This is a genomic window from Nonlabens sp. MB-3u-79, assembly GCF_002831625.1.
GTDB lineage: Bacteria > Bacteroidota > Bacteroidia > Flavobacteriales > Flavobacteriaceae > Nonlabens.
In genome coordinates this window covers 2,161,166-2,187,024 of sequence record NZ_CP025116.1, presented here as the reverse complement: position 1 = coordinate 2,187,024, position 25,859 = coordinate 2,161,166, and the positions used below count along the sequence as shown (strand labels likewise).

The 25,859-nt window shown below is 36.5% G+C and carries 24 protein-coding genes, 2 tRNA genes and 1 other RNA gene; 10 read left to right on the top strand and 17 right to left on the bottom strand.

Features of this window, described 5'->3' with window-relative positions:
* Positions 1-18: 18 nt before the first annotated feature.
* The gene (locus tag CW736_RS09690) at positions 19-1,749 is read left to right on the top strand and encodes a sodium:solute symporter (protein WP_101013752.1); all 1,731 of its coding nucleotides are present in this window, start codon (positions 19-21) and stop codon (positions 1,747-1,749) included.
* A gap of 203 nt (positions 1,750-1,952) precedes the next feature.
* On the opposite strand, the gene CW736_RS09685 is transcribed toward CW736_RS09690, so the two are convergent.
* The 5 genes from CW736_RS09685 to CW736_RS09665 form a co-directional block, all read right to left on the bottom strand.
* A complete protein-coding gene (locus tag CW736_RS09685) occupies positions 1,953-2,363 on the bottom strand; it encodes an OsmC family protein (protein WP_101013751.1) in 411 nt (136 codons plus the stop codon).
* Positions 2,364-2,522: 159 nt separating this feature from the next.
* A complete protein-coding gene (locus CW736_RS09680; protein ID WP_101013750.1) occupies positions 2,523-3,368 on the bottom strand; it encodes a DUF2911 domain-containing protein in 846 nt (281 codons plus the stop codon).
* Positions 3,369-3,439: 71 nt separating this feature from the next.
* A complete protein-coding gene (locus CW736_RS09675) occupies positions 3,440-3,829 on the bottom strand; it encodes a sulfite exporter TauE/SafE family protein (RefSeq protein WP_101015103.1) in 390 nt (129 codons plus the stop codon).
* Positions 3,830-4,213: 384 nt separating this feature from the next.
* Complete coding sequence (locus CW736_RS09670) at positions 4,214-5,164, bottom strand: lytic transglycosylase domain-containing protein (RefSeq protein WP_101013749.1); 951 nt, start codon at positions 5,162-5,164, stop codon at positions 4,214-4,216.
* 76 nt (positions 5,165-5,240) lie between these two features.
* Complete coding sequence (locus CW736_RS09665) at positions 5,241-5,888, bottom strand: alpha/beta fold hydrolase (RefSeq protein ID WP_232735338.1); 648 nt, start codon at positions 5,886-5,888, stop codon at positions 5,241-5,243.
* 184 nt (positions 5,889-6,072) lie between these two features.
* Here CW736_RS09665 and CW736_RS09660 point away from each other — a divergent pair, with 184 nt between their 5' ends.
* Positions 6,073-6,384, top strand: a complete 312-nt coding sequence (locus CW736_RS09660) for a GNAT family N-acetyltransferase (RefSeq protein ID WP_101013748.1) — start codon at positions 6,073-6,075, stop codon at positions 6,382-6,384.
* Between the two features lie 59 nt (positions 6,385-6,443).
* Here CW736_RS09660 and kdsB read toward each other — a convergent pair whose 3' ends face one another.
* Positions 6,444-7,184, bottom strand: a complete 741-nt coding sequence (gene kdsB / locus CW736_RS09655; protein ID WP_101013747.1) for a 3-deoxy-manno-octulosonate cytidylyltransferase — start codon at positions 7,182-7,184, stop codon at positions 6,444-6,446.
* A 733-nt stretch (positions 7,185-7,917) separates the two neighbouring features.
* Positions 7,918-9,342 (bottom strand): ATP-dependent RecD-like DNA helicase, encoded by a 1,425-nt coding sequence (locus tag CW736_RS09645; protein WP_101013746.1) that lies wholly within the window; start codon positions 9,340-9,342, stop codon positions 7,918-7,920.
* A 117-nt stretch (positions 9,343-9,459) separates the two neighbouring features.
* Here CW736_RS09645 and CW736_RS09640 point away from each other — a divergent pair, with 117 nt between their 5' ends.
* The 5 genes from CW736_RS09640 to CW736_RS09620 all read left to right on the top strand — a co-directional run bounded on the left by CW736_RS09640 (position 9,460) and on the right by CW736_RS09620 (position 12,751).
* Entirely contained in the window at positions 9,460-10,212 is a 753-nt protein-coding gene (locus CW736_RS09640; RefSeq protein ID WP_232735337.1) for a hypothetical protein, read from the top strand.
* A complete protein-coding gene (locus CW736_RS09635) occupies positions 10,193-10,966 on the top strand; it encodes a DUF3822 family protein (protein ID WP_101013745.1) in 774 nt (257 codons plus the stop codon). Before CW736_RS09640 ends, CW736_RS09635 begins: the two co-directional genes overlap by 20 nt.
* Positions 10,957-11,511, top strand: a complete 555-nt coding sequence (rsmD, locus tag CW736_RS09630) for a 16S rRNA (guanine(966)-N(2))-methyltransferase RsmD (RefSeq protein ID WP_101013744.1) — start codon at positions 10,957-10,959, stop codon at positions 11,509-11,511. The genes CW736_RS09635 and rsmD overlap by 10 nt, the downstream gene beginning before the upstream one ends.
* Positions 11,512-11,540: 29 nt before the next feature.
* Positions 11,541-11,930 carry a hypothetical protein gene (locus CW736_RS09625; protein WP_101013743.1) on the top strand — a complete coding sequence of 130 codons (390 nt, stop codon included), beginning with the start codon at positions 11,541-11,543 and terminating at the stop codon, positions 11,928-11,930.
* A 218-nt stretch (positions 11,931-12,148) separates the two neighbouring features.
* The gene (locus CW736_RS09620; protein WP_101013742.1) at positions 12,149-12,751 is read left to right on the top strand and encodes a YkgJ family cysteine cluster protein; all 603 of its coding nucleotides are present in this window, start codon (positions 12,149-12,151) and stop codon (positions 12,749-12,751) included.
* A 33-nt stretch (positions 12,752-12,784) separates the two neighbouring features.
* Here CW736_RS09620 and rnpB read toward each other — a convergent pair.
* An RNA gene (gene rnpB, locus CW736_RS09615) (RNase P RNA component class A) lies at positions 12,785-13,112 on the bottom strand.
* Positions 13,113-13,204: 92 nt separating this feature from the next.
* On the opposite strand from rnpB, the gene CW736_RS09610 reads away from it, so the two are divergent.
* A complete protein-coding gene (locus tag CW736_RS09610; protein WP_101013741.1) occupies positions 13,205-15,043 on the top strand; it encodes a DNA polymerase III subunit gamma/tau in 1,839 nt (612 codons plus the stop codon).
* Positions 15,044-15,115: 72 nt separating this feature from the next.
* On the opposite strand, the gene CW736_RS09605 is transcribed toward CW736_RS09610, so the two are convergent.
* The 8 genes from CW736_RS09605 to CW736_RS09570 form a co-directional block, all read right to left on the bottom strand.
* Positions 15,116-15,688 (bottom strand): porin family protein, encoded by a 573-nt coding sequence (locus tag CW736_RS09605; protein ID WP_157810924.1) that lies wholly within the window; start codon positions 15,686-15,688, stop codon positions 15,116-15,118.
* An 87-nt stretch (positions 15,689-15,775) separates the two neighbouring features.
* Entirely contained in the window at positions 15,776-16,672 is an 897-nt protein-coding gene (locus tag CW736_RS09600) for a Ppx/GppA phosphatase family protein (RefSeq protein ID WP_101013739.1), read from the bottom strand.
* Positions 16,672-18,720: a polyphosphate kinase 1 gene (gene ppk1 / locus CW736_RS09595; RefSeq protein WP_101013738.1), complete on the bottom strand. Its 2,049-nt coding sequence runs from the start codon at positions 18,718-18,720 to the stop codon at positions 16,672-16,674. Before ppk1 ends, CW736_RS09600 begins: the two co-directional genes overlap by 1 nt.
* Complete coding sequence (locus tag CW736_RS09590) at positions 18,717-19,202, bottom strand: SixA phosphatase family protein (RefSeq protein ID WP_101013737.1); 486 nt, start codon at positions 19,200-19,202, stop codon at positions 18,717-18,719. Before CW736_RS09590 ends, ppk1 begins: the two co-directional genes overlap by 4 nt.
* On the bottom strand, positions 19,202-19,846 hold the full coding sequence (gene pdxH, locus CW736_RS09585) for a pyridoxamine 5'-phosphate oxidase (protein ID WP_101013736.1): 645 nt from the start codon (positions 19,844-19,846) through the stop codon (positions 19,202-19,204). The genes CW736_RS09590 and pdxH overlap by 1 nt, the downstream gene beginning before the upstream one ends.
* 280 nt (positions 19,847-20,126) lie before the next feature.
* Positions 20,127-20,201, bottom strand: a tRNA-Pro gene (locus tag CW736_RS09580).
* 79 nt (positions 20,202-20,280) lie between these two features.
* A tRNA-Ser gene (locus CW736_RS09575) sits at positions 20,281-20,364 on the bottom strand.
* Between the two features lie 95 nt (positions 20,365-20,459).
* Positions 20,460-22,496 (bottom strand): HD family phosphohydrolase, encoded by a 2,037-nt coding sequence (locus CW736_RS09570; RefSeq protein ID WP_101013735.1) that lies wholly within the window; start codon positions 22,494-22,496, stop codon positions 20,460-20,462.
* 135 nt (positions 22,497-22,631) lie between these two features.
* Here CW736_RS09570 and CW736_RS09565 point away from each other — a divergent pair, with 135 nt between their 5' ends.
* Both CW736_RS09565 and CW736_RS09560 read left to right on the top strand, forming a co-directional pair.
* The gene (locus CW736_RS09565) at positions 22,632-23,804 is read left to right on the top strand and encodes an acetyl-CoA C-acyltransferase (RefSeq protein ID WP_101013734.1); all 1,173 of its coding nucleotides are present in this window, start codon (positions 22,632-22,634) and stop codon (positions 23,802-23,804) included.
* A 9-nt stretch (positions 23,805-23,813) separates the two neighbouring features.
* Positions 23,814-24,563, top strand: coding sequence for a C40 family peptidase (locus CW736_RS09560; protein ID WP_101013733.1), 750 nt, complete (start codon positions 23,814-23,816; stop codon positions 24,561-24,563).
* Between the two features lie 102 nt (positions 24,564-24,665).
* Here CW736_RS09560 and CW736_RS09555 read toward each other — a convergent pair whose 3' ends face one another.
* A complete protein-coding gene (locus CW736_RS09555) occupies positions 24,666-25,856 on the bottom strand; it encodes a tetratricopeptide repeat protein (protein ID WP_198519316.1) in 1,191 nt (396 codons plus the stop codon).
* Positions 25,857-25,859: the final 3 nt, after the last annotated feature.

The window sequence follows — 25,859 nt, the reverse complement described above, 5'->3', positions numbered from 1 at the left end:
ATATTATAAGCTCGATTTATGGAAATAGTTGATTGGTTCATACTTGTAAGTACACTAGCTTTTATAGTACTTTACGGAGTTTATAAGACTAGAGGAAGACAGACTAGTGAAGAATACATTAAAGGTGGTGACGCTAGGTGGTGGACTGTAGGACTTTCGGTGATGGCTACCCAAGCAAGTGCTATTACTTTTTTAAGCACCCCTGGACAAGCCTATACCGACGGAATGGAGTTTGTTCAATTCTATTTTGGGCTTCCCATTGCAGTCATTATTATCTGTGTGACTTTTATCCCTATATATCATAGACTGAAAGTATACACGGCTTACGAGTTTCTAGAAAAAAGATTTGACCTTAAAACCAGGTCTCTTGCCTCCATCCTCTTTTTGATCCAACGTGGTCTAGCCGCCGGAATTACTATCTATGCGCCGGCAATTATTTTGAGCGCCGTACTGGATTGGGAATTAAAATACCTGAATATCATCATAGGTATTCTAGTCATCATCTATACGGTTTCTGGAGGTACTAAAGCCGTTAACGTGACCCAAAAGCAACAAATGATTGTCATCATGGCCGGAATGGTAACTGCCTTTGTCCTTATCGTAACTCAATTGCCAGATAACGTCACTTTTGACAATGCGCTCACCATGGCAGGAAGTGCCGAAAAAATGCAAATTCTAGACTTTAATTTCTCCTTAGATGATCGCTATAATGTGTGGAGCGCACTTTTTGGAGCTACTTTTTTAATGTTGAGCTATTTTGGAACGGACCAGTCACAGGTACAGCGCTATCTGTCCGGGAAATCTGTAAAACAAATGCGTATTGGACTGCTGTTCAACGGACTGCTTAAAGTACCTATGCAGTTTTTTATTCTTATGGTAGGTGTTATGGTTTTTGTTTTTTATCAATTCAACTCCACCCCCTTAAACTTTAACCCCGCGGCAGAAAAAGCAGTGAAAGAAAGCGAATTTGCAGGTCAGTACAGCAGACTTGAATCCAGTCATGAAGAAATATTAAAAGAAAAACAAAAAGTTCAAAAAAAGTATGCCACAGCACTAAACACCTCTGCTTCAGAAGATATTGTCGATTATGAATTGGCTTTGAATTCCCTGAGATCTCAAGAAGAAACGAACAGAGCTACGGCACGCACCCTTATTGAAAAGGCAGACAGTGGCATTGAAACTAATGACAAGGATTTTGTGTTTATACATTTCATATTACATCACTTGCCTAAAGGCCTTATAGGATTATTGCTTGCGGTCATACTAAGTGCTGCAATGAGTTCCACAGCGTCAGAATTAAATGCCTTAAGTTCCACGACCACAATAGATATATACAAAAGATACCGCAAGGAAGAAAAAGACGACGATCATTATGTAAATATGAGCAAGTGGTTCACGCTCATGTGGGGTCTTATGGCCATCTTCTTTGCTAGCTTTGTTTCTTTATTTGACAACTTGATCCAACTGGTCAATTTTATAGGGTCTATTTTTTACGGAACTATTCTAGGTATATTCTTAGTCGCTTTTTACTTTAAAAGAATAAAAGGACAAGCCGTTTTTATAGCAGCTTGTATTTCTCAAGTCATTGTTGCCACTTGTGCCATGTTACATGAATTTGTAGAAGGAATTGAAATCCTTCCATTCCTTTGGTTGAATCCGTTAGGAGCATTTTTAACAATAGGATTTGCTTTGTTATTTAGCTCCTTAAATAAGGAAGATCGCACCACTTTTCAATTTGAAAATAGCTAGAGAATCAACAATACTTTTACACGGTGGTTTCAGAGAGTTCGCTGCTTTTAAGGTTCAAGAATTACTAGGTAATAAAAACACCCGAATTATAAACCACACCTCAATCACCTGCTAACTGGAGATTTTATTAATATAGAAAATGTATTCCATTAAAAACCCGCCTGTAACTAGTACGGACGGGTTTAAAAATAAGATGCGATTATTTACTTTATTTCTAAGGAAATCTCTGCTTTTAGTAATTTTGATATAGGGCAGACTTCTTTTGCTTTATTTGCGATCTCTGCAAACTTTTCTTTAGACACATCTGGAACATTTCCAGTTAGTTCTAAAGTTATGTGAGTGATTTCTCCATCTTCAAATGTAACCTTAGCATCTGTAGATAAATCAGTAGCTGTAAAGCCTTCTTCGTTGAGTAAAAAACTCAATTGCATAGTGAAACAACCCGCATGTGCAGCTCCTATTAATTCTTCTGGATTAGTCCCCTTACCTTCGGCAAAGCGGGTGCCAAATGAATATGCGGTCTTATCGAGCACCTCACTTTGTGTAGAAATGTTTCCTTTTCCTTCTTTACCTGTTCCTTCCCATTGGGCATTTGCTTTTCTTGAAAATTTCATTGTTATATTTTTATGTTGAAACTAAATTTAAAAAATAGCACATGAGTTCTACCTCCTTTAACAGATATTTGAGTTTTGATCATAAAAAAAACCGCCTAGAAATAATCTAAACGGTTTTTAGTTGTTCCGCTTTCGCGAAAGCGAGATCATAAAATATCCTTACATCTTTGCGCCCCATTCTTTAAGGCTGTCGGTATTCAATTTTACATAATCCATATTTTTTGCTTCTTCTGCAAGAGTCAACGAGATTTTTGCCGATGCAATCGCAGCAGACTTGTTACCCATTTTTGCCTCTATAAGAGATTTTTTTCTGTGCATCCAATAGGCTTCAGGACGTGCTTCCACAGCCTCAGATATCCACTCATGTGCTTGTTGTAAGTTTTTATTTGCATCCAAGTAAAATGTAGCAGCACTATAATAATCATCTGCTGATGGGCCTGCCATAACTTTATCGATACTAGCTTGTGTTTTGGCAGCTGTAGGAACAGTAAAAGGAACAGCTACTAATGTTTCCTCCCACATCATTTGTAAATGAGCACCTTCCATAGTCACTTCATTGATCGCCATGGTCCAGCTTTCTACTTCGTTTTTTAGTTTTTTAGTTTCTACTTTAGCGCTAGCAACTACTTTATTTTCGTCCCAAGTTCTAGGATTACCCCAGTTACTCGTGTCGTTGTATAACATTACGATCCATTCGTTCTTTCCTGGTTTTGTATAAACAGCATATGTTCCTGCTTTTACATCTGTCCCAGCAAATTTTACATCGTCAGAAAATGTAATCATAGAATTTGAGTTTGCACCAGTTCTCCACAGTTTGTCAAATGGCACTAACTCTCCAAAAATAGCTCTTCCTCTTTTTGCTGGACGAGAATATTCTAGAGTAACTTCTGTAAGACCTACGGTTTGCATGGCCTTAGCGCTTGGGCTAGGTTGTGGCGCATCTATCTGAGCAGCAACACTAGTAGCTACAAACATTAAACTTAAAACGATTATTAATTTTTTCATGGTGTGATTTTTTAATTTTTAATAAGTATGTAAATGTCGTTAATTTAGATCTTCAAAATGTTAGGATTTTCTTAACTAACTCCTTTAACGCTGGAGAAAAAGATCATTTTAATGGCAACGACCAACAATATTACTCCAAACACCTTTTTAAGCATTTGTTGATTAATACTAATAGCTATTTTTGAACCAAAAAACCCGCCTATTACAAATGCTACTGCAATAACAAGAGCATAACGCCAGTCCAGCGTATGCCCATTTTTATGATAGGTATATGCCGCGAGTAAAGTAACAGGGACAGCGAGGACAGCCAGGCTCATTCCTTGCGCTTGATGTTGTGAATATCCTAAAAACCAAATAGTTAAAGGAACCATGATAACACCGCCTCCTACTCCTACACTGCCACTCAAAACACCAGCAAGCAATCCTATTAATAATAGTAGTAATACAGTAGTTAAGCTCATTTTAGTTGATTTCATGGTTATAATAATGTTGGTCACAAGCTACAAAAAGACTCTTTCATTTTATTCAATTTATCTCCTTTTGTCACTTTTCAATAACAACTTGTTCACAATAGATTAAATCTTTAAAAAATGGATCACGGAGTTCTTCAGCAAAAGCTGAGTCAAAAATGAGTGCATTGCTATCAAAACTTTTGTAAACCATATTAAGAAGTTCCTGTAGCGGCAAACTCTTTATTTACGACTATTATTTTTGTATGCGTTAAACCTTGTTCATCAAGATAAAAGCTTACAAAATATTAAAAGATAGAAGTGTTTTTCTTAAGTTACAAGGACTGCCTTAAAAAATGGTAGGCAACACTATAGAGAGAGCCCTATTGATCCTGTTTAATTATAATAGCCTTTTTCAGGAATAGCAATGGTGTATTCCTTTTTTGATTTGTTATTTAAACTAGGTTCCCTTAACCACGGGTTGTGGATTTTAAGAATCTTATAATTAATGTCATTAGCTTTCGCGAAAGCGGAAAGATCATCCACCTCGTAATCTACCAATACATTTTTAGTAGGAATAACTTCATACCCATGACTAGGGTCTACATTAAAGCCAAAGTTCTTCGGGTTTTTAAGAATCTCTTTGAGAGCTAAAATTCTGAAAACATAACGACCCGTTTCTTCTCCTAAAAGAAGATCGTAATAACTCCCTACTCCTTGGGCTTCTAATTGTTTGTTAATTCCTCCGTTACCGGCATTATAGGCAGCTCCCGCAAGAGTCCAAGAACCAAATTTTGATTTGCTTTCCTTTAAATAGTCACATGCTGCTTTAGTTGACATTTCTATATGGTAGCGTTCATCAACATTGTCATTTACTTCTAATCCTAATTCCCTGCCTGTTCCAGTCATAATTTGCCAAAAACCTCTCGCTCCAGCCGGAGAACTAACATTTTGCAAACCACTTTCTATAACCGCTAGATATTTAAAATCGTCTGGAACACCATTTTCTGCAAGAATAGGCTCAATAATTGGGAAATATTTTTGGGCTCGTTTAATCAGTAATATACCATTGGATTGCCAGTAGGTGTTTACTAAAAACTCACGATCAACACGTTCTTTTATATCTGGTTGATGAAGCGGTACTGCTTCACCAGCAAAATCAAGACTTTTAGGTAAGTTGACACTGTATACATTATAATCTTGTACACGCTTTTCCACTTTTACCGTAGTCGATGTATTCAAAGCTCCAATTGTAGTTGTATTAGAAGCAGCTCCTCCTTGTTGGATAGCACTAATAATAACTATAAAAACGATGGCTATTCCAGCCCCTAAAAGTATCTTTTTCATGTGTTTAAGGAATTTATTCAAAGATAAATAAAGATGAAACGATTAACGTCTTACAAACCGTTAAGCTTTCTGCTTTTCAGGAAAGAATAAGTTCTGGCAAGTGTTCATTGAACCATCGGTATCTATTCACAATCATTACATGAGCCCCCTTAGGAATAACGATGCAATCATTAATATATTTAATTGGAAAAACAGGGTCTGCATCGCCATGAATATGAATAACACCCGGTAATGATTCTTCTTGATCCCAATTGATTATGGTGTCCAGTGCCCAGTCCAGGTAAACAGAACTATTTACAGAAAGGTATTTTTTATACATTTCTATCTTTTTAGGAGCAATACCAAAACTGTAGTTACTCAATACATCAAAACTTTCTACCAGGCTGGTAGGAAAAATCTTATGCAAACCTAGCCTTCTGGAAAAACGCATCCTTCTTGGGAATTCTTTGTTGGATTTAACGGTTGAAATAAGAATAAGTTTATCCACGGCTATCAGTTTTGCCATCTCCTGTACAATTATACCGCCAAATGAAACCCCTATAAGCACAGGGTTCTTATGAGTAACTAATTTTAACAAGCGACTGACATAGGAAGTCAAGCTTTCCTGTTTATGAGGTATAATCCATTCTAAATAATGTAGAGTGAATTCATTCTCGGGCAGTTTGATATGCTCAAAAATCAAGGAAGAAGCTGCCATACCTGGCATAAGATAAACGTGTTTCATATCATTAATAAACGCTTTCCATCAGCGCTTTAACATTAAAATTGATGTATAGCATCAATTTTAAACTATATTTGCATTATTATAAGTGAAATTTTTACTCACTTCACTAATCGGCCATAAAGTTAGCTTTAATAAAATTAGTGATAGTCTATTTAGTAGGTTATAATGAGTTAAAATAAAGTATATGAATACCTCTACTACCTTAGAAATTACTGACAATGAATTTTTACGTCAGTACGAGTGTCGCAAAGGCGACATGTTGGCAAAAATTGAATATGCCCAGCAAGAGAGAAAAATATTCCTAACTAAATTAATTGTCCCTGAAGAATTAGAGGATGATGTAGAATTTAGAAACGAATTTTTAACTGCTGTATTTGAAAATATTAAAAATGAGAAAAAACTCAAAGTGGTTCCTACTCATCCTAAAATTGCAGGTTTTGTAAGAAAAAACCGCATGAAATACAAGGACATGCTTCCGGTTGGAATTGCTATTTAAGCACTGACTATATCCATAAAAAAAGGCTCTTATTGAATAAATAAGAGCCTTTTTTATTATCAATTATACAGTTGCTTCCATTGGACAACTGCTTTCTCTAAGTCTTGTGCTGTGTCAATTCCTATACTAAGGTGATCTGTAGCAATCATTTTAATTTTCTTACCATGCTCCAGGTACCGTATACACTCAATCTTTTCTGACAACTCTAATGGTGTCGGGGATTGATGATAAAAATCTAATAAAGCCTCTTTTCTAAAAGCATAAATCCCTATGTGTTTAAAAACGGGTTGCTTAACGTTCTCGTCCCTAGGAAATGGAATAATCGAACGTGAAAAATACAAGGCATGACCACTCAAGTCTGTAATCACTTTTACATTATTGGGATTTTGAATATCTTCTTGATCCTTGATTTCGTGCATTAAAGAAGCTAAGGAAATTTCTTTCCTAGGATCATTTTCAAATACTTCAATAAGCTTTTTAAGATCGGCTTGATTGGTAAATGGCTCATCACCTTGAACGTTAATGACCACGTCTGCTTCATAATTCTCCACCGCTTCTGCGATGCGATCACTTCCTGTTTGGTGATCTCTGCGGCTCATTACTGCTTCTCCCCCATTATTAATGATCTCATCATAGATCACTGTACTATCTGTCGCAACAAGAACTTGGTCAAAAAGACCGGTGTGTAAAGCTGCTTCATAAGTTCGCAAGATCACTGACTTCCCACAAAGATCTTTCATGAGTTTTCCAGGAAATCTACTGGCTTCAAAACGTGCTGGAATAACCGCTATTTTTTTCATCTCTAATAATTAGGCGATAACAAAGGTAATCTTCTATCTGATTCTTTTACATCAAAACCATTTTCTCTCCTAAAATGTACAAATGTATTTCTAGCAGCGGTCGTTTCAAAAATGACGCAGCATTAGTTAGCGTTATGGAACTTGATAGAAGTTTGATGTGCTCTGCTATGTATACCGTAAAACAAATGATCAATTTTGTGTATTAAAATTCTAGATGCAACAGCCTCTGTCTTGATCCTGATTACTAATGGCAAAACACAAATTAAAATGATCAATCCTAATAATGCAGAGCACCATGAATCCCAAACAATATCGCGAGATAACATCATCCTCAATGACTATAGGTTCCTTTTCTGAAGGAATATACTATCTCGCATTTCTAGCTTTAAAAAAGGGGGGCTTTAAATAAATTTAGTCTTTCGTTTCGCTTTCGCGAAAGCGGAACTACCCAACCACAACATTTTCCTTCTTCTTCTTGAACATTGTCTTGTATCACTTTCGCATTCCATTCAATAGGAAAAGCACCGCTATGATAGCAAAGGGTTAAAAAGCAGCGGACAAAATAATAATGCACTAGAAAAACCTGCTTCTACGTTGCTTACTACTGGGTTGCCTAATCCACCAGCAGTTAAGTTACTGCTAGAACAAACGCCAGCGGTATAAACACTCTAAAACCTGCACTTGTGGCAAGTCCTATTCCAAGAAAAATACTTAAAATAAGGGCAAACAGGAACTAGCGTTCTATAAAATGATCGTCTTTAAAACCTATGAGATACAAATTAGTTTTAGCACGAGTAATTGCCGTATACAACCATCTTAAATAGCCTTTATTAGGTCCTTCAGGTAAATAAGGTTGCTCTACAATCACGTTCTCCCACTGCCCTCCTTGTGATTTATGACAGGTAATAGCATAGGAGAACTTGACCTGCAAGGCGTTAAAAAACGGATTCTCTTTGATCTCCTTATACTGTTTGTATTTGGGTAGTTTTAAATAATCCATACGCACTTCTTGATAGAGTTTATTACTCTCATCATATGTTAAGGAAGGTGTTTCCGAAGTGAGGGTATCCATTAAGAGTACTGTTTCAAATTCTTTCATTTTAGGATAATCGACCATTCTGACTTTAACTTCTGCAAAATGAAAACCGTAGATGTTTTTAAAGCCAAATATTTCCAGCACTTCTACGATATCGCCATTAGCAATAAACCCTGCGTCACTTGATGGCTCTAGCCAGTGGTAGTTGTTCTTTACTACCATGAGGTAATCTCCTGGTGAGAGCTCATTCTCGTTAAACAAGATGCGCGATCTTATTTGCTGGTTGTACAAGTTGGCCCTTTTATTAGAACGCACGATAATCGCGGTTTCTTCATGACCATGAAAATCATAGGCGCTATTGATAGCATCCAAGATTTCATAACCATCTATAAGTCTGTTGATATCGGTAAAATTCTCTACATCAAATTTAAAATCAAATTCCTGATGTAATATATGATTTCGTATTCCTGTAGCATTGAGCAGGATTCCCGAGTTCTCGCTTTGGCGTTTTACCTCGTCTAATTCGATCTCTGTGACTTCTTTTAAATAACGTTGTTCAATCAACTGACTGTCCAGCGCTGGAGAAACATCAAGCTTTACCGGAGGTAGTTGTGCGGTGTCTCCTATAATCATCAACTTACAATTGACACCGCTATAAACATATTCAATAAGATCATCTAGAAGAGAACCATTCCCCCCAAACATTTTATTATCTGCAGCCACATCAGGAATCATTGATGCTTCATCTACCACAAAAAGCGCATTCCGGTGTTTGTTTTGCTTTAAAGTAAACTGCACACCACCATTTCCTTGACTTTTTGGATAATAAATTTCTCTGTGAATCGTGGCCGCTTGTTTATTGGAATAATTACTGATCACTTTTGCTGCTCTACCGGTAGGGGCTAGCAACACACAGCTCATTTTTAAATTCCAAATACTCTTAACAATAGTACTTATTAAGGTAGTTTTCCCGGTTCCTGCATAACCGCGCAGCATAAAAAGCCTATCTTTATTTGTATCTATAATAAAATCGGCTAAGGACTCTAAGGCCCTATCTTGCTCATTTGTAGGCTTAAAAGGGAACTCTAATAGGAGTACTTTGTAAAATTCTTGTGGAGTCATTGGCAATTGTGGAAAACTGAGTATAAACTTAACTCAAATTTTATATCTCAGGCTAGGACGAGTGAAAAAAAATTGTAGATTTGTTAGCGTTAAAAAATAACATTAAACCCTTCAAATATGGTCAATTTAATTATAGCAGTTGTTTTAGGTCTTATAGTCCTTGTTCTCTTAGCGATATTCATTAACAAGATCCCTAAAAAACTACACCCAATTATAATTGTTGTGTTGTTAGGCATCAGTGTTTTTTTTGGATACAAGCTGTATAAATCTATTGAAGAGCCCGTGAAGTTTGAAGCAGCAAAAGAAGAACGTTACAAAGAAGTAGTAGCTCAATTGATACTCTTAAGAGAAGCACAAAATGCTCACAAGTCCATTACAGGTGCTTATAGTGATGATATTGATAAATTATCTCGTTTTATAGACACCGCAAAATTTGCTTTAACTCAAAAACGTGATAGTACGATTATCGATGAAGAGCGCAACATCAAATTTAGACTTCGTGCTGATGATCCTAACGGATACAAAAAAGAAATAACGCTTACAGATACTTTAGGCTTTACATCAGTTAAAGATTCCCTGTTTAGTAAAGTAGATGTTTCTCAACTATTGAAATACACTATCAAAGGTGCTCCTGGTTCTATAGAATTAAAGACCGATGTTGTCATCGATAAAGAAAACAGAATTCCTGTTTTCCGCGCTGTGGCACAAAAGAAAGATATTCTCTTTGACCAGCCAGAAAGACTTGTAAAAGAAGAGTTAGAAATGAAAAGTGTAGAAGGTATTGATGGCCCAACTCTTTTTGTTGGTAGCCTTGAGGAAATTACTACTAGTGGAAACTGGCCAAGACAGTATGCACTCAACGAAAAATAGTCCTAACGACTCCATAAAGAAACTGTCCGTTCTGATTCATCAGGATGGACTTTCTTTTTATACCTATGATGCAACAGGAATCTTAAATTCGTTGCATAAGGAGTTTAAGCACCCAGCAAACCCTATAGAAATTTTGCAGTCTATGGAGGATTGTTTTAAGGAAGAGGCTTTTTTAGATTCCGCTTTCGCGAAAGCTACCTTGTTCTACCACCACAATATATTTACCAGCGTCCCGGCAGCTTTATACAGTGAAGACCACGCGGTAGATTATCTCAAATACAATGCGAGAATATTAGAAACAGATGTCTTGAGTGTGGACAAAAATCTGGGAGATCTAGACATACATACAGTGTACATTGCCTATGCTAATATCAATAACTACTTCTTTGATCGCTTTGGCAGCTATGAGTATTTTCATTACAGCTCTCGTATTCTTGAGTTGAGAGATAAGGAGCTAACAACGCTGCAACCACAGGTATATCTAGACATTAAAAAAAGTCATTTTTATCTGACTATTTTTAAAAACGGAAAGCTCGTGGCACAAAATCTTTTCCCTCATGATGCCATAGAAGATATTTTATATTACACGATGTTTACCACACATCATAATGATCTCGATCCAGAGACCATGAAAATGATCTTGTGTGCAGAGCAACAAGAAGAAGAATTATTTGATCTTTTATACACTTACGTGCGTTATGTAAGTTATATAGAAGACTACCCTAACTATTTAGAACAAATCTTATGCGTATAATATCTGGAAAGCACAAAGGCCGACGTATATCGGCTCCCAAAAACTTGCCTGTACGACCTACTACCGATATGTCTAAAGAGGCATTATTCAATATATTGCGTCATAAGATTCATATTCACGATATCAAAATGCTGGAGCTTTTTGCTGGTAGTGGCAATATGTCTTATGAATTTTGCAGTCGTGGTGCTGGAAGTGTAATTGCGGTAGATCAACATTATCCTTGCATCGCTTTTATAAAAAAAATGGCAGAAGAATTGGATTTTCCTATAGATACCATAAAGGCAGATGTATTTAAGTTTCTAGAAAAACACAAAGGCAAGTACGACATCATCTTTGCTGACCCACCTTATGCGCTGGAAGAAGAAGAGTTTCTAAAAATCCCAAACTTCGTGTATGCTAACGAGCTTCTTGCCGAAGATGGAATTCTTATTATAGAACATTCTAAACACACCTCACTAGCTACTCATGAACATTTTGATAACGAGCGGCGTTATGGCGGTACGGTTTTTAGCTTTTTTGAAGGTCCTAGTAGTGAAGAAGAGTGAAAATATATTAACTATAAATCCTAAAGGTGATGCTAGTAAGCACAGCAAAATATATCATCTTAGTCTTCGGAGTTATTATTATTATAGCTGGGTTTCTGATGCTTTTTGCTCCTAAAAAAGCAAGAGCTACATTACGAAAAGCCGGAAGCACCAACTGGATCAACTATACAGAGATTACACTGCGATTGATTCCTGCTATAGCCATGATCATGTATGGTGACTTTTCAAAATTGCCTATTGCATTTAAAGTTCTGGGGTGGTTCATGCTATTGACTTCGTTAGTATTGTATATGATTCCAAGAATCAAACATCATCATTTTTCCATGAAAGCCGCTGATATACTCCAGCCCTTATACTGGCAACTTTTAGCTCCATTTGCTTTTTTATTAGGTGGATTGATAATTTATAATGTGATTTAATAGTGCACTATCTGCACTATTAAGGTTTATGCTATGAATAAGGGCTTTAATTACCGCCTTTGAAACAGTTATTAATTGATCCATAGATCAGCAAGCTTGAAATATAATCGTTAGCTGGTTGCACTGATTGGTGAGTTCATCCAAATCAAATAAACCCACTAAAAAATAGTATCATAATTATACACTAAGGCTTTAATAAGATTATCTTTCCTTAAAAAATGTCCATAGAGCGCAAAGTACAATTGGTAGAAGATCTTTTTCACCAATTAGAGCAAGAAACTACTGCCTTTGCCAAAGTATCAGGAATGAGTTGTGTTTCTGGTTGTGGTAAATGTTGCACCTATCCAGATGTAGAAGCTTCTCCTTTAGAGTTTTTACCATGGGCCTTTCATTTATTTTTAAATGGGGAAGCAGAAAACACACTCCTTAAACTAAAGAAAAAAAACAGCTCCACTTGTATGATTTACAAACCCTTATCCATCATTGATCAAGGAAGTTGTAGCAATTATAAATACCGAGGTTTGATCTGTAGGTTATTTGGAAGTGCTGCCAGTACCGATAAATATGGCAAATTGAGACTAGCAACTTGTAAAATCATCAAAGAAGGCCAGACGGACGCTTATAACTCTAACCTAGAAGCTCTTTCTAAAGGATTATCTGTTCCTATCTTTTCGACCTATTACATGCAATTAAATCAAATCGATTTTCATTTAGGAAACATCATACTACCGATCAATAAGGCTCTTAAAATAGCTATAGAAGAAGTTTTACACTATTATGCCTACCGACCTTTTCCTATTTTTGGGGAAAAAGCGGTCTGATCATATGATCGATTTATTTGTTGGGATGGAATAAAAAATAGCAGGTCTATAAGCCGGATTCTGTTACCTAATTACTCAAGCACCTTATCATTTATCTAGTATAACGATTGCTCGTTATCTCTAACTGCCTACCCTTCAGAATCGCGCGGATCGCGCTCAAGCTCTGATTTACGCGACATTTCACCACATAGAGTTTACCTGGTTTCACTACAGCATTATCTGTACATACTTTCTGTTGCACTAGTCCTATCTCGCTTTCGCGAAAGCGAAAACAAAACGACGGCCGTTAGCCGCTATGTTATCCTATGGTGTCCGGACTTTCCTACCTCGCTTGCGCAAGATCGATAAGGCGACCTGCTAAGCCACAAAACTAGTTAATAAATGTTGATAATTCACAGAAATTATAGGCTTAGAAAGCCGATCTAAAAGATCATAGAAAAGTATCTTTGACATATGGAACCATTTATAGTATCGGCTAGAAAATACCGTCCTGAAACCTTTGAAGATGTCGTAGGTCAAGGCGCTATTACAAAGACGCTGGAGAATGCAATAAAAAGCAATCACCTAGCGCAAGCGCTACTGTTTACAGGTCCTAGAGGTGTTGGAAAAACAACTTGTGCCCGAATTCTTGCAAAAAAGATCAACCATGAAAGTGGTGATTATGATGCAGATGAGGATTTTGCCTTTAATATTTTTGAATTAGATGCCGCTTCTAATAATGGTGTAGACCAGATAAGAAGTATTGTAGACCAAGTGCGTATCCCTCCACAAGTAGGTAAATACAAGATTTATATTATTGATGAGGTACACATGCTTTCTAATGCGGCCTTTAATGCCTTTCTTAAAACTCTAGAAGAACCGCCTGCACATGCGATCTTTATTCTTGCAACAACAGAGAAGCATAAAATTATTCCAACGATACTTTCCCGTTGTCAAATATTTGACTTTAAACGCATTACAGTGAGCGCTATGCGCGAGCATTTAAAACGCATATCTATAAAGGAAGGGATCAATGCTGAGGAAGATGCCCTACAGATTATTGCTCAAAAAGCTGATGGTGCCTTAAGGGATTCCCTTTCCATTTTTGACCGTGTGGTCAGTTTTTCCGGAAAAGAGCTCACTGTAGAAGCTGTTACCGAAAATTTAAATGTTCTTGATAGGGATACTTACTTTAATATGACTGATTTATTGCTGGAAAATAACATCCCGCAATTGTTAGTGGACTATGATGTGATCATGGCAAAAGGTTTTGACGGACAGCACTTTGTAAGCGGTCTGGCTTCTCATTTTAGAGACCTGATGGTTGGTAAAGATGAGCGTACCATTGCACTACTAGAAGTAGGAGAAAAAACAAAAGCAAAGTACTTAGAACAATCTAAAAAAGTAGACCTTCCTTTTTTAAGACAATGTATAGAAATAGCAAATCAAGCCGATTTTAATTATCGATCCAGTCGCAACCAGCGGCTTCTGATAGAATTAACTCTTATGCAACTTGCCTCCATCACTTCTGATGGAGAAAAAAAAAATGATGTAAAGTACATCATACCGGCAGTCCAATTTGAACACACTACTGTAAACCCAAGCCTTTCTTCTTTACCTACTTCTCCTAAAGTAAAGGAAGAAAAGAAAGAGGTGGAAATAGTTATGCAGGAAACAAGTCCTCAAGTACAGGAGGATTCCACTACTTATGATACTCCTGAAAATGCAGCAAACCCTTCAGGTGGAGAAGAGAAACTGGAAGAAAAAGAGGAAGAGGTCGCTACCGAAATACCAACTCCTGCGATATCAGCATCTCTTGAAGAGAAACGAAAAGCTTTACTTGATAAAAGCAAGAAAAAGATAAGTGGCCTTTCTATCCAAGGAATAGAGGAGAAAAACACTCATATAGCTCAACAACAAGGTAAAAAAGTAGCACAACATCAACTGCCAGAGGAAGTGTTTACTCAAGAGCAATTAAGCCTGGTATGGGCCAAATATGTAGAACATCTTAAAGAAAGAGGACAGCTTATTCTAGCCAGTATCATCAATGCAGACCAACCTATTCTTAGAGGTACCACGGTGATGTTGCGTTTTCCTAACAAATCCATGAAGGAAGATCTCGAGAAATCACAAGGGCAAATCCTAGTATACTTAAAACGAGAGTTGAACAACTACCTTATAGACTTTGAAATAGCAGTAGATAAAAGCGTTACTAAAAAATATGTTTATACAGACCAAGATAAGTTCACAAAACTAGTAGAGAAAAACCCTGCTGTTGACCTATTGAGAAGAACCTTTGATTTAGATTTTTAATACTAAGAAAATATACTAAACATAAAAAGCCTCTTTATAAGAGGCTTTTTTGTATATAAATGGAAGCGGTATTTATAACTTATAAGCAACTCCTAATTGCAACCACCTATTGCTCGCATCAGACACAGTTGCAAATTCTTTATCAAAAACATTAGAAAGCCCATAACCGTAACGCAGGTCTACACCTAAGTTTTCGTTAATCCTATAACCAATGCCTACAACTGCATCAAAATCATAGTTGTAATAGTCATTTTGATCTCTTTCAGTGACGTTGACACCAGCTTGTGGACCAACGAGAACAAAAGCACGATGACCTATTTTTAAATGAGCGAGAACAGCTACTTGCAACCAGTTGGTCTTTAATGGTACTATATCACCATTGTCTAATCCTATTTCGTTTTCATTCACACCCAAAGCCGAGAGGCCTATTTCTGGTTGTAAATAAAAAATAGTATTCAAAGGAATTTCAGCTAAGAAATTAGCGTGTAAACCTATTCTACTATTATAGTCAGCAGATACAACATCACCAGATAATGAAGAGTAATTTACTCCAAAACGGAAACCATAAGAACTAGCACCAGAAGCTTGAGCATGCATCATAGTTGTGCACGAAACTATAAATACAAAGAGTAAAAGTTTTTTCATAACTATCGTAGCGTTGTCTTTTATATAACAAGGACCTAAATGTAAAGTAGGGCTCCACGAAAGGGTGTCCATTAAAACCCTATACTATTATCCTTTGTCGGTATTGTATATGGATTTAATAATACCATCAGTCAGACCTATCTTAGGAACATATATGTTTTTAGCTCTGCTCCACTTCATAGCTCTTAAATAGATACGACAAGCGGGTATAATAACATCTGCCCTATCGTGATTCAAGTTCAGGTGGTACACTCGCTCTTCATAATTATAATTTTGTAGTTGCTCGTAGTAATTAGCCAAATAAAAGTAAGAGAGCGGCTTACCTATCGCTTTACCACTACTTTTAAAGATGTTATTAATGTTACCACCAGAACCTATTAAATCAATGCGCTCGTAAGGAGCTGTCACCTCTTTGATCCACTGCTGAGCCTCATCCCAAAGTGTTTTGTTGACCATATCATTAATCAATCGTACCGTTCCTATTTTAAAAGATCTGGATACGATTTCTTTACCGTATGCAAATAGGGTAAACTCAGTACTACCGCCACCTACATCTACATAGAGGAATACTTTACTTTCATCAATCACTGCATGTAAATCTGTCATTGCGATAATAGCCGCTTCGTGAGACCCGTCAATGATATCTATATGAATTCCAGATTCCTTTTCAATGAGTGCTACGACATCTTTACCGTTCTTTGCTTCTCGCATGGCACTAGTAGCATAAGCCTTATAAGATTTCACTTTGTGAACGCCCATTAATAACTGATAGGATTTCATAGCATCTATCATACGAGAAATATTTTCTTTGGAAATATTACCTGTAGTAAATACATCCTGACCTAGTCTTACCGGCACCCTAATCAGGCTTGTTTTTTTAAAAACTGGTGGCTCATCATTATATAAAGTTATGGTTGCAATTAGCAATCTAATAGCATTAGTCCCTATATCGATAGCTCCATATTTTCTTATTTCAAATGCCATTACTTTGTGATTTGATTTTTATAAAACTCATATGTGGCATATTGAGATCTTACTGCTGGTGCATCGTTAACCACATAATTATTAAGTTGTTCGCCACATATTTCTCTTGCTTTCACATTATCACTCCAACATATATCCATGGTGGCTATAATCTCGGCCTTGATATCTTCATCGTATATAGGACAAGCAATTTCTACACGGCTATCTAGATTACGTCCCATAAAATCTGCACTAGATATATAGAGGTCGTTTTGCCCTTGATTATAAAATCTATACACCCGAGGATGCTCTAAAAATCGGTCGACAATACTTATCACCTTAATATTCTCACTCATTCCTTTCACACCTGGAACAAGACAGCAAATTCCTCTCACGATCAATTCTATTTGAACACCTGCATTAGAGGCCTCATAGAATAAATCGATCATTTTAAAATCTGAGAAAGAATTTACTTTGATACGCATTTTTGCAAATTTTCCCGCTTTCGCGAAAGCGATCTCTCGACGAACTAATCGTTCAATTCCATTTCTGAGGTAATTAGGAGAAACGAGTAGGTGTTTATATCGATGCTGACGGTAATTGACTTCAAAGAAATCAAAGACTCGCTCCACTTCTTTCAAAATCTTGCGATTTGCTGTAAACAAGGTATAGTCGGTGTAAATCCCAGCGGTGGATTCATTAAAATTACCTGTGGATATAAAACCGTATCTCACAATTTTACCCTCTTCTTCACGAGTGATACAACAAGCTTTACAATGTACTTTCAGTCCTGGAACCCCAAATATCATATGAATACCTTCTTCCTGCATTAACTCTGCATAATTGATATTGGCTTGCTCATCAAACCTAGCTTGTAGCTCTATAGAAACAGTAACCTTTTTTCCGTTTTTTACAGCGTTAATCAATGACCCTGCTATTTGCGATATTTCAGCCAGTCTATAAATAGTTATTTTAATGGTCCTCACTTGAGGATCAAGAGCCGCTTCTCTTAAAAACTTAATGGTATTAGCAAATGTGTGGTAAGGCGTGTATTGAAGGATGTCTTTTTTCGCTATTCGTTCTAAAAGAGAACCTCTAATTTTTACATCTTTAATAGGTAAGGCCGGTAGTTTTTCATAGAGTAAATCTGTTCTTCCTAGACTGGGAAACTTCAAGTAATCTCTTCTGTTGTGATACCTCCCCCCTGGAATAATACTATCGTGGTTATCAATTTGTAATTTCTTCATGATAAGATGTAACGTATCTTTATGAATATGGCGGTCGTAAACAAATCGCACTGGATCTCCATCCTTACGATCGTGAACACTACGACGTATTTTTTCTAATAGACTTTTCTTAAGGTCCAGTTCCATATCCAGCTCTGCATCTAATGTCACCTTAATCATGTGTGCTTCAATTTCCTTATAATCAAAAATATTGAAGATATAATGCATACGGTGTCTGATCAAGTCATCAATGAGAATGATGTATTGCCTTTGATCACCATCTATTTGAGGTAAGACTACAAATCTATTCAAATACTTAGGCTTCTCTATAAGGGCGTACCTGATACTGTTATCGGTCATGAGCATACGCACAGCGAGGTAACCGTACCCATCTCTCAAATGTGGGAAATCTACCTCATCGTTAATCATTATGGTACCTATCGCTGGACTTATTTTTTCATTAAAGTAGTTTCTTATAAAGTCTTCATGTTCAGAAAGCACTTCTGTCTCATCTACCAGACTGATATTTTCTTTTTTGAGTTCATCTTCCAGCTCTGCTAGTACGTTAAAACTATGAGCTTGATCAACGATAACCATTTGATTGATTTCCTGTAACAAATCTTCTGCACTGATTCCTCCTAAAGATTTGGTAGCGTTCTTTCCAGCTCTTTGAATGCGCTGTATGGTCGCATAGCGAACTTTAAAAAATTCATCCAAATTATTTGAAAAAATCCCTAAAAATCTCAAGCGCTCAATAAGCGGCACATTTTTATCGCTTGCTTCTTGTAATACTCTTGCGTTAAATCGCAACCAGCTCAAGTCTCTATTATAATATTTACTCATTTTAGCAATTTAGGAAAAAAATGAAATTTAGTAATGCCTTTACCTAGAGAAGACCAAGAGTTGGAATCAAAATCTATAGCTACAACTCCTGTGGTAGGCACATTGTCAAATCTAGTGCTTCCCAAATCATTGACAAGATCTGTTATTCCGTGGTTATGACTAAAGATAACGAGGGTTTCTACGGCGTCCTGTGCAGTAGAGATGACACTTATCAATTCATCACTACTAAAGGTGTATAATTCTCTTTTAAGCTCGAGTTTTGAAAGACTGTAGTTGATGTACTCACTAACTAAAGTCGCTGTTTGCATTGCTCTCGCCGCAGTACTGGTCCATATTTGATCTGGATTTAAATCCAAATCTTTTAATGCTTCACCTATAAGATGAGCATCGTCAATACCACGTTGTGTCAATACGCGATCGTGATCTCTCACCTGAAGTTCCCAAGTTGATTTACCGTGCCTTATAACTATTAATCGCTTCATTAAGGTTGTAATCTTTTAAAAGTCCAACGGTCATTTTCTAATTCAAACAAAATACGATCGTGAAGTCTATTAGGTCTTCCTTGCCAAAATTCAAAACTCACAGGATCACAGTCATATCCACCCCAAAATTCTGGTAATGGTATGTTTTGATCTTTAAATTTATCTTCAAAATGACGTAGCTGTTCCTCTAATTTTTCACGTGACATAATAGCGCTACTTTGATTGCTGGTCCATGCCCCAATCTGGCTGCCTCGTGGTCTAGAATGAAAATAATCTAAGGACTTTTCTCTAGAGACCTTTTTTACATTTCCCTTAATTATAATCTGACGTTCTAATGACGGCCAAAAAAAATGAAGACTTACTTTATCATAGGCTTCCATAGCAACTCCTTTTTCTGAAGTATAATTGGAATAAAACAAAAACTTCCCTTCTAGAACCTCCTTTAAGAGTACGATACGTGATTTAGGAAAACCATCAACACCTAGAGTACAAAGACTCATCGCATTTGCCTCATCAACTTCTATAGATGATTTGGCTTCCTGAAACCAGGTATCAAATAAATGATAAGGGGTTTCTGGTAGGTTTTTTTCCAGTAAGGCATCCTTTTCGTAAGATTTACGTAAGTTTTGAAGATCTCTTTGCATTGAACTAATTATTTCACTGCAATTTACATTAAATGCTTCTTTTGAAATAGCAAACAATTCTTAAATATCATATAGATGGTGAGTATTTCGCTTTCGCGAAAACGAGATAATGATCTTATAAATCTTAAAAAGAGAGGCGAGTAGAACAAGGAGACGTACTCCATTTAATCCTGTCGTAAGAATTACAAAAACATTTTAGGCAGTATGCTTAGAATGTAAAATAAAAAAACCGTCTTCATAATAAAATGAAAACGGTTTGTAAAAGCAATATAACTTTTAGTCGGGGTGGCAGGATTCGAACCTGCGACCTCCTGCTCCCAAAGCAGGCGCGATGACCGGGCTACGCTACACCCCGATTTTTTTTATATCAGTTCGGGAACTGATTTTTAACCTTTAAAATTAATACTTTTTCAGATATTAAAAGGGTTAAGTTGCGGAGAGACAGGGACTCGAACCCTGGCGACGGTTGCCCGTCGACAGTTTAGCAAACTGCTCCATTACCACTCTGGCACCTCTCCTAAATTTTAAAGAACTTACTCCATTTCTGAAAGCGGTTGCAAATGTAAGCGAACTTTATATTTCCACAAACAAAAATGAAGATTTTTTCAATAAATTATTCAGGGTATTCTATACGTAAATGATAGATGCTCGCTAACTTCTTTTTAATCACAGCTTTAATTGTTTCTATCTGTTTAAAGGTAATATTTGCGTTGAGAAACTGACCACTTTCTACCTGACCTTCGATAATTTTATTTACTAAGTTGTCTATCTTGACAGAAGTTGGATTCTTGATGCTTTTAGAAGCTGCCTCTACACTATCGGCAATCATAAGTATAGCTGTTTCTTGACTAAAAGGCTTTGGACCAGGATAACGGAAGTTATCCTTTGAAACCTCTGGATTACCTTCTTTTGCTTGGGCATAAAAATAATACACCAAGCTATCTCCATGGTGAGTTCTTATAAAGTCGATGATACGGTCTGGTAAGTTGTATTTACGGGCAATCTCAATACCATTAAGGGTATGGTCAATGATGATTCTCGCACTATCTTCCGGATCTAAATCATTATGCGGGTTTATACCACTACCTTGGTTTTCTGTAAAATAAGTCGGATTAGTCATTTTACCGACGTCGTGATAAAGAGCTCCTACACGCACTAACATTGCGTTTGCTCCTATTTCATTTGCGACAGTTTCTGCAATATTAGCTACGTTTAAAGAATGGTGAAATGTACCAGGAGCCTTATTAGATAAAGCCTTTAAAAGTTTTGAATTGGTATCGCTTAATTCTAAAAGGGACACATCACTTACTAAACCAAAAACCTTTTCAAAGATGTATATCAAAGGCCAAACAAAAAGCATCGCCAGACCACAGAGCACAAAGTAACCTAACCTACTCCACTCCCAACCAGCAACACCTCCTTGATTAATAGCATAAAAGGCAAAATAGGAAAGAAAATATATTCCTATTATTTGGGCTACGGTAAGAAATAAGTTGGCTCGCTTATAAATTTCATTATTGGAGAGAATGGTTACAATCCCAGCCATCATTTGTAAAAATAAATACTCGTCACTATTAGGCACAATAAAACTTAAAATAAAAATAGCAATCACATGAGTGAACAAGCCTAATCTCGCATCAAAAAAGGCTTTTAAGATTAAAGGTAAAATACAAACAGGGACGACATAGATGTACTGAATATCAATATTTACTACCGTTGCGGTTAAAACAACCACTACTAAGATGTTGAAAAATATAAAGAAAAGCTTTCTAAAGTTTTCAAAAATGGATTTCCTATACCTCCATAAAAACAAGATCAACATGGTGTAAGCCATACCCACTAATATGATATAACCCCCAAGCTTCCAATTGTACTGTGAATCGGTCCACGTTTGAGATTTATAGGTGTTGTTGAGCGTGTTGAGTACTTGCAACTTTTCTCCTTCAACGATCTCTCCCTGAGCGATGATCCTGGCTCCTTGAGAAACCACTCCTCGAGTAGTTAGAATTTTATTTAACTCCTCGTTAATCGCTAAATCTGTTAACTCCTTATCATAGGTGATATTGGGTTGTATCACCTCTAAAAGGTCTGCTATCAATTCTCTTCTGTTGAAGCTACCTGTATTTAACTGCCCTACCCGATCATTTAAAAGTTGACCTAAATCTTCAGGCTTGTGCAAATCACCATAGATAGCCGATTTTAATTCGTTATTAAACTCTATTAAAACAAGTTGGTTTTCTTCTACATCTAATGGTGATTCTAAATAGCCTACTTTATAAATCTCGGAAAATATTTTACTTACTTCCGTGTCTATGTTTTTAAGATCCTTCGCTGACAATAAATCACCACTTTTTATAGAATATCTATTGGACCAGTTGTTACGCACATTTTTTTCAACAGCCGGATCAATTTTAAAATAATGTGGCGCTTTATCTGAAACACTTTGCCTCTCGTTTAAAAGAGCATTTTCATCTTTCTCTATAGGAAATGAAAAAGGGGCGTACAAAGTTTCATAGTCCCAAGGTTCTCCTTGGTTGTAATCGTATTTAAAACGATTATTATTAGGAAATATATAGACTGTTAGTGCTGTGCAAAAGCATAACAAAATTATTCTATAAATAACATTTTGATAATTATATAGTCTATTCATCTTGCGCTGTATAAAACAAATTAACAACTATACTTTTAAAATACAATTATATAATGAAAACAATTGATTTATGCATTCAAGGAACTCTATGAATTGCTTATTAAAATCATTATTTTTGCAAAGAAAAATAGAGTCATGAAAAAAGTAGTCATTGTATCTTATGCTAGAACGCCTATAGGAAGTTTTATGGGTAATTTATCTTCTGTTCCAGCGACAAGATTAGGAGCCATAGCCATTAAAGGGGCATTAGATAAAATTTCATTAGACCCTAATCATGTTGATGAGGTATTGATGGGGAATGTAGTCCAAGCTGGCAATGGACAAGCACCAGCAAGACAAGCTGCTATAGGAGCTGGGATTAACGCTCGTACCCCTGCTTCTACCATAAATAAGGTGTGTGCTAGCGGAATGAAAACTATTATGATGGCTGCGCAATCTATCGCACTAGGCGATAACGACGTCGTTGTAGCTGGTGGAATGGAAAACATGAGCATGATTCCTCATTATGTTCAAATGAGAACTGGACAGAAGTTTGGTCCTTCTACCCTAATAGACGGAATGCAAAAAGACGGTCTCGTTGATGCTTACAGTCAGGAAGCCATGGGAACTTGCGCAGATCTATGTGCTACAGATCATAATTTCACAAGAGAAGATCAAGATAACTTTGCCATTCAATCCTATCAACGCTCTAAAGCCGCTTGGGAAAATGGTAAATTTAACGATGAAGTGGTTCCTGTTAATGTTCCACAAAGAAGAGGAGATGATGTTATTGTTTCCATTGATGAGGAGTTTACCAATGTGAAATTGGAAAAGATTCCTGCTCTTAGATCCGCATTTTCAAAAGATGGCACCGTAACTGCTGCTAATGCATCTACTATTAATGATGGCGCGGCAGCTTTAGTGTTGATGAGTGAAGAAAAAGCTCAAGAACTAGGTTTAGTGCCACTTGCAACTATCATAGGTTATGCTGATGCTGCTCAAGAACCTAAGTATTTCACTACATCCCCGTCTAAAGCATTACCCAAAGCGCTTAAAAAAGCAGGTGTTAATTTAGGAGATGTTGACTACTTTGAGTTTAATGAAGCTTTTTCAGTAGTAGGTCTTGCTAATATGAAAATCCTAGGCCTTGAAGATAAAAATGTTAACGTTTATGGAGGAGCCGTATCATTAGGCCATCCATTAGGATGCAGTGGAGCAAGAATTGTAACTACACTTTTGAGTGTTCTCAAACAAGAAAACGGAACTATAGGAGCAGCTGCCATTTGCAATGGTGGTGGTGGCGCTAGTGCTATAATCTTACAATCTTAATTAAGTTTTATGAGATACGGTATCTGTCCGATTTCTATTGCTCCTTTAAGGTCTGAAACTAGTGATGCCAGTGAAATGGTGTCTCAAGTACTCTACGGAGAAATCTTTAAAATTATAGAGAGTAGAAAAAAGTGGTCTAAAATAAGACTGGCTCATGATAATTATGAAGGCTGGATAGACAACAAGCAGTTCCAAGAGATCGAAGCAGAAGAGTATCATCACTTACTAAAAGAAGATAACTATTATTCTAAAGATTTAATTGCACACCTTACACATGAAGACCATACCTTGAGCACCATAACCATTGGTGCTCAAGTGAGTTCTTCTAATTTCTTACACGACTTGTTTCCAATTGATACTGCTAAGATTCATTTTAGTAAATCTCTACTTATAAATAACGCATTACTTTTTTTAAACACACCTTATTTGTGGGGCGGAAGAACACCACTAGGAATAGACTGTAGTGGTTTTACCCAACTTATATACAGGTTGAGCGGTTCTGATCTTTTAAGAGATGCTAGCGAGCAAGCAACACAAGGTGAGGTTCTTAGTTTTATAGAAGAATCTGAACCTGGAGATTTGGCTTTCTTTGACAATCACGAAGGAAAGATCACTCACGTAGGCATCATTATGAGCGATAATTATATTATTCATGCTCATGGTAAAGTTCGTATAGATCGACTAGATCAAAGCGGTATATTCAATATAGAAAAGAATATACATACTCATAAACTGAGAATGATCAAGAAAATCATTTGATTTTTTTTAAAGAAATTATAAAAAAAGCTCTTAGATATTCATCTAAGAGCTTTTTTTATGATGCTTTCGCGAAAGCGATTTAATAAGTAACCCGAATCAACATTACAATTTGGCTTTCATTTCTGCAACCTTATCACTCATATCAAAGACACCGTATAAACTAATTAATGTGCTAATTACTGTTTTATCTTCTGGCTTTAACTGATGAGCTTTTTCATAACAAGCAATAGCATTTTTATATAGCTCCAATTGATCCTTAGCGGAAGTCGATTCTAAATTCCCTTTCTCTACATAAGAAAGACCTAAATTAGCTTGCGCAACAAAGTTATTAGGCGCTATTCCAATACTCAGCTCATAATACTTTATTGCTTGGTCATAATCCTTTGTATTTAGTGCAGAAATAGCAAGGTTATCATAAACCTTTGGGTCCTTAACTTCTTGTGTAAGACTTTCTGTTGCTTCCTTATACTCGTCCATCATTTCTAGTGTCAAGTATATATCAGCCATGGCAAATTTTAAAGACTCATCGCTTGGATGCTTTATTAGAGCATTCTCAAAAGTGCCATTTGCTTTATCCATATCCCCTTCATTCTTATAAAGCCAAACCAAGTTAGTCACAATACTACCTACTTGAGAAGCTGATTTGATATCTTTAGGATTAGTATATGTCTTAGAGGTAGTGACAGAAAAATCACGCAACCTTTTACTAGGAAACTTCTCCTCCGTTTGATTAGCTATTTTTACTGCTGTATAAGTAACCTCTTCACCTGTATACTCTTTATCTATGAGCGTTTGATACTTTTCTTTGGCTGTATCAAATTCTCCGGCTTGATAAGCTAGCCTTGCAGCATTATAATACATGGTCAAGTTAGAAGTATCAGCATCTGATAAATAATTCACAATGACTAGTGCTCCTTTGGTGTCATTAGATTTAAGCTTTTCATTTGCAAGGCTGAACAATCGTTCTTTTGCCTTAGTTTCAAATGAAGTGAATAATTCTTCATTATCATAGCCTAATTTTACGGCCTTTTTAATAAGATCTAAGGATTCATAAAGCTCTTCCTCTGAAGCATTGCTTTCTCCTGAGACACCAATAGTCGTTGCTGCTTTATAAAAGGAATACGCTCCTTCGTATTTAGCGTCTACTTCACTTTCGTTTATAGAGTTAAACTCCTTAACGGCCTCGGAGGAATCATTTGATTCTATTGCTTTCTCAATTTTTCTAATTTCCCTTTTCTGAGCCATAGCTAAAGAAGCTACAGCCAGAAAAAGTATTGTTAATTTAAGTTTCATACT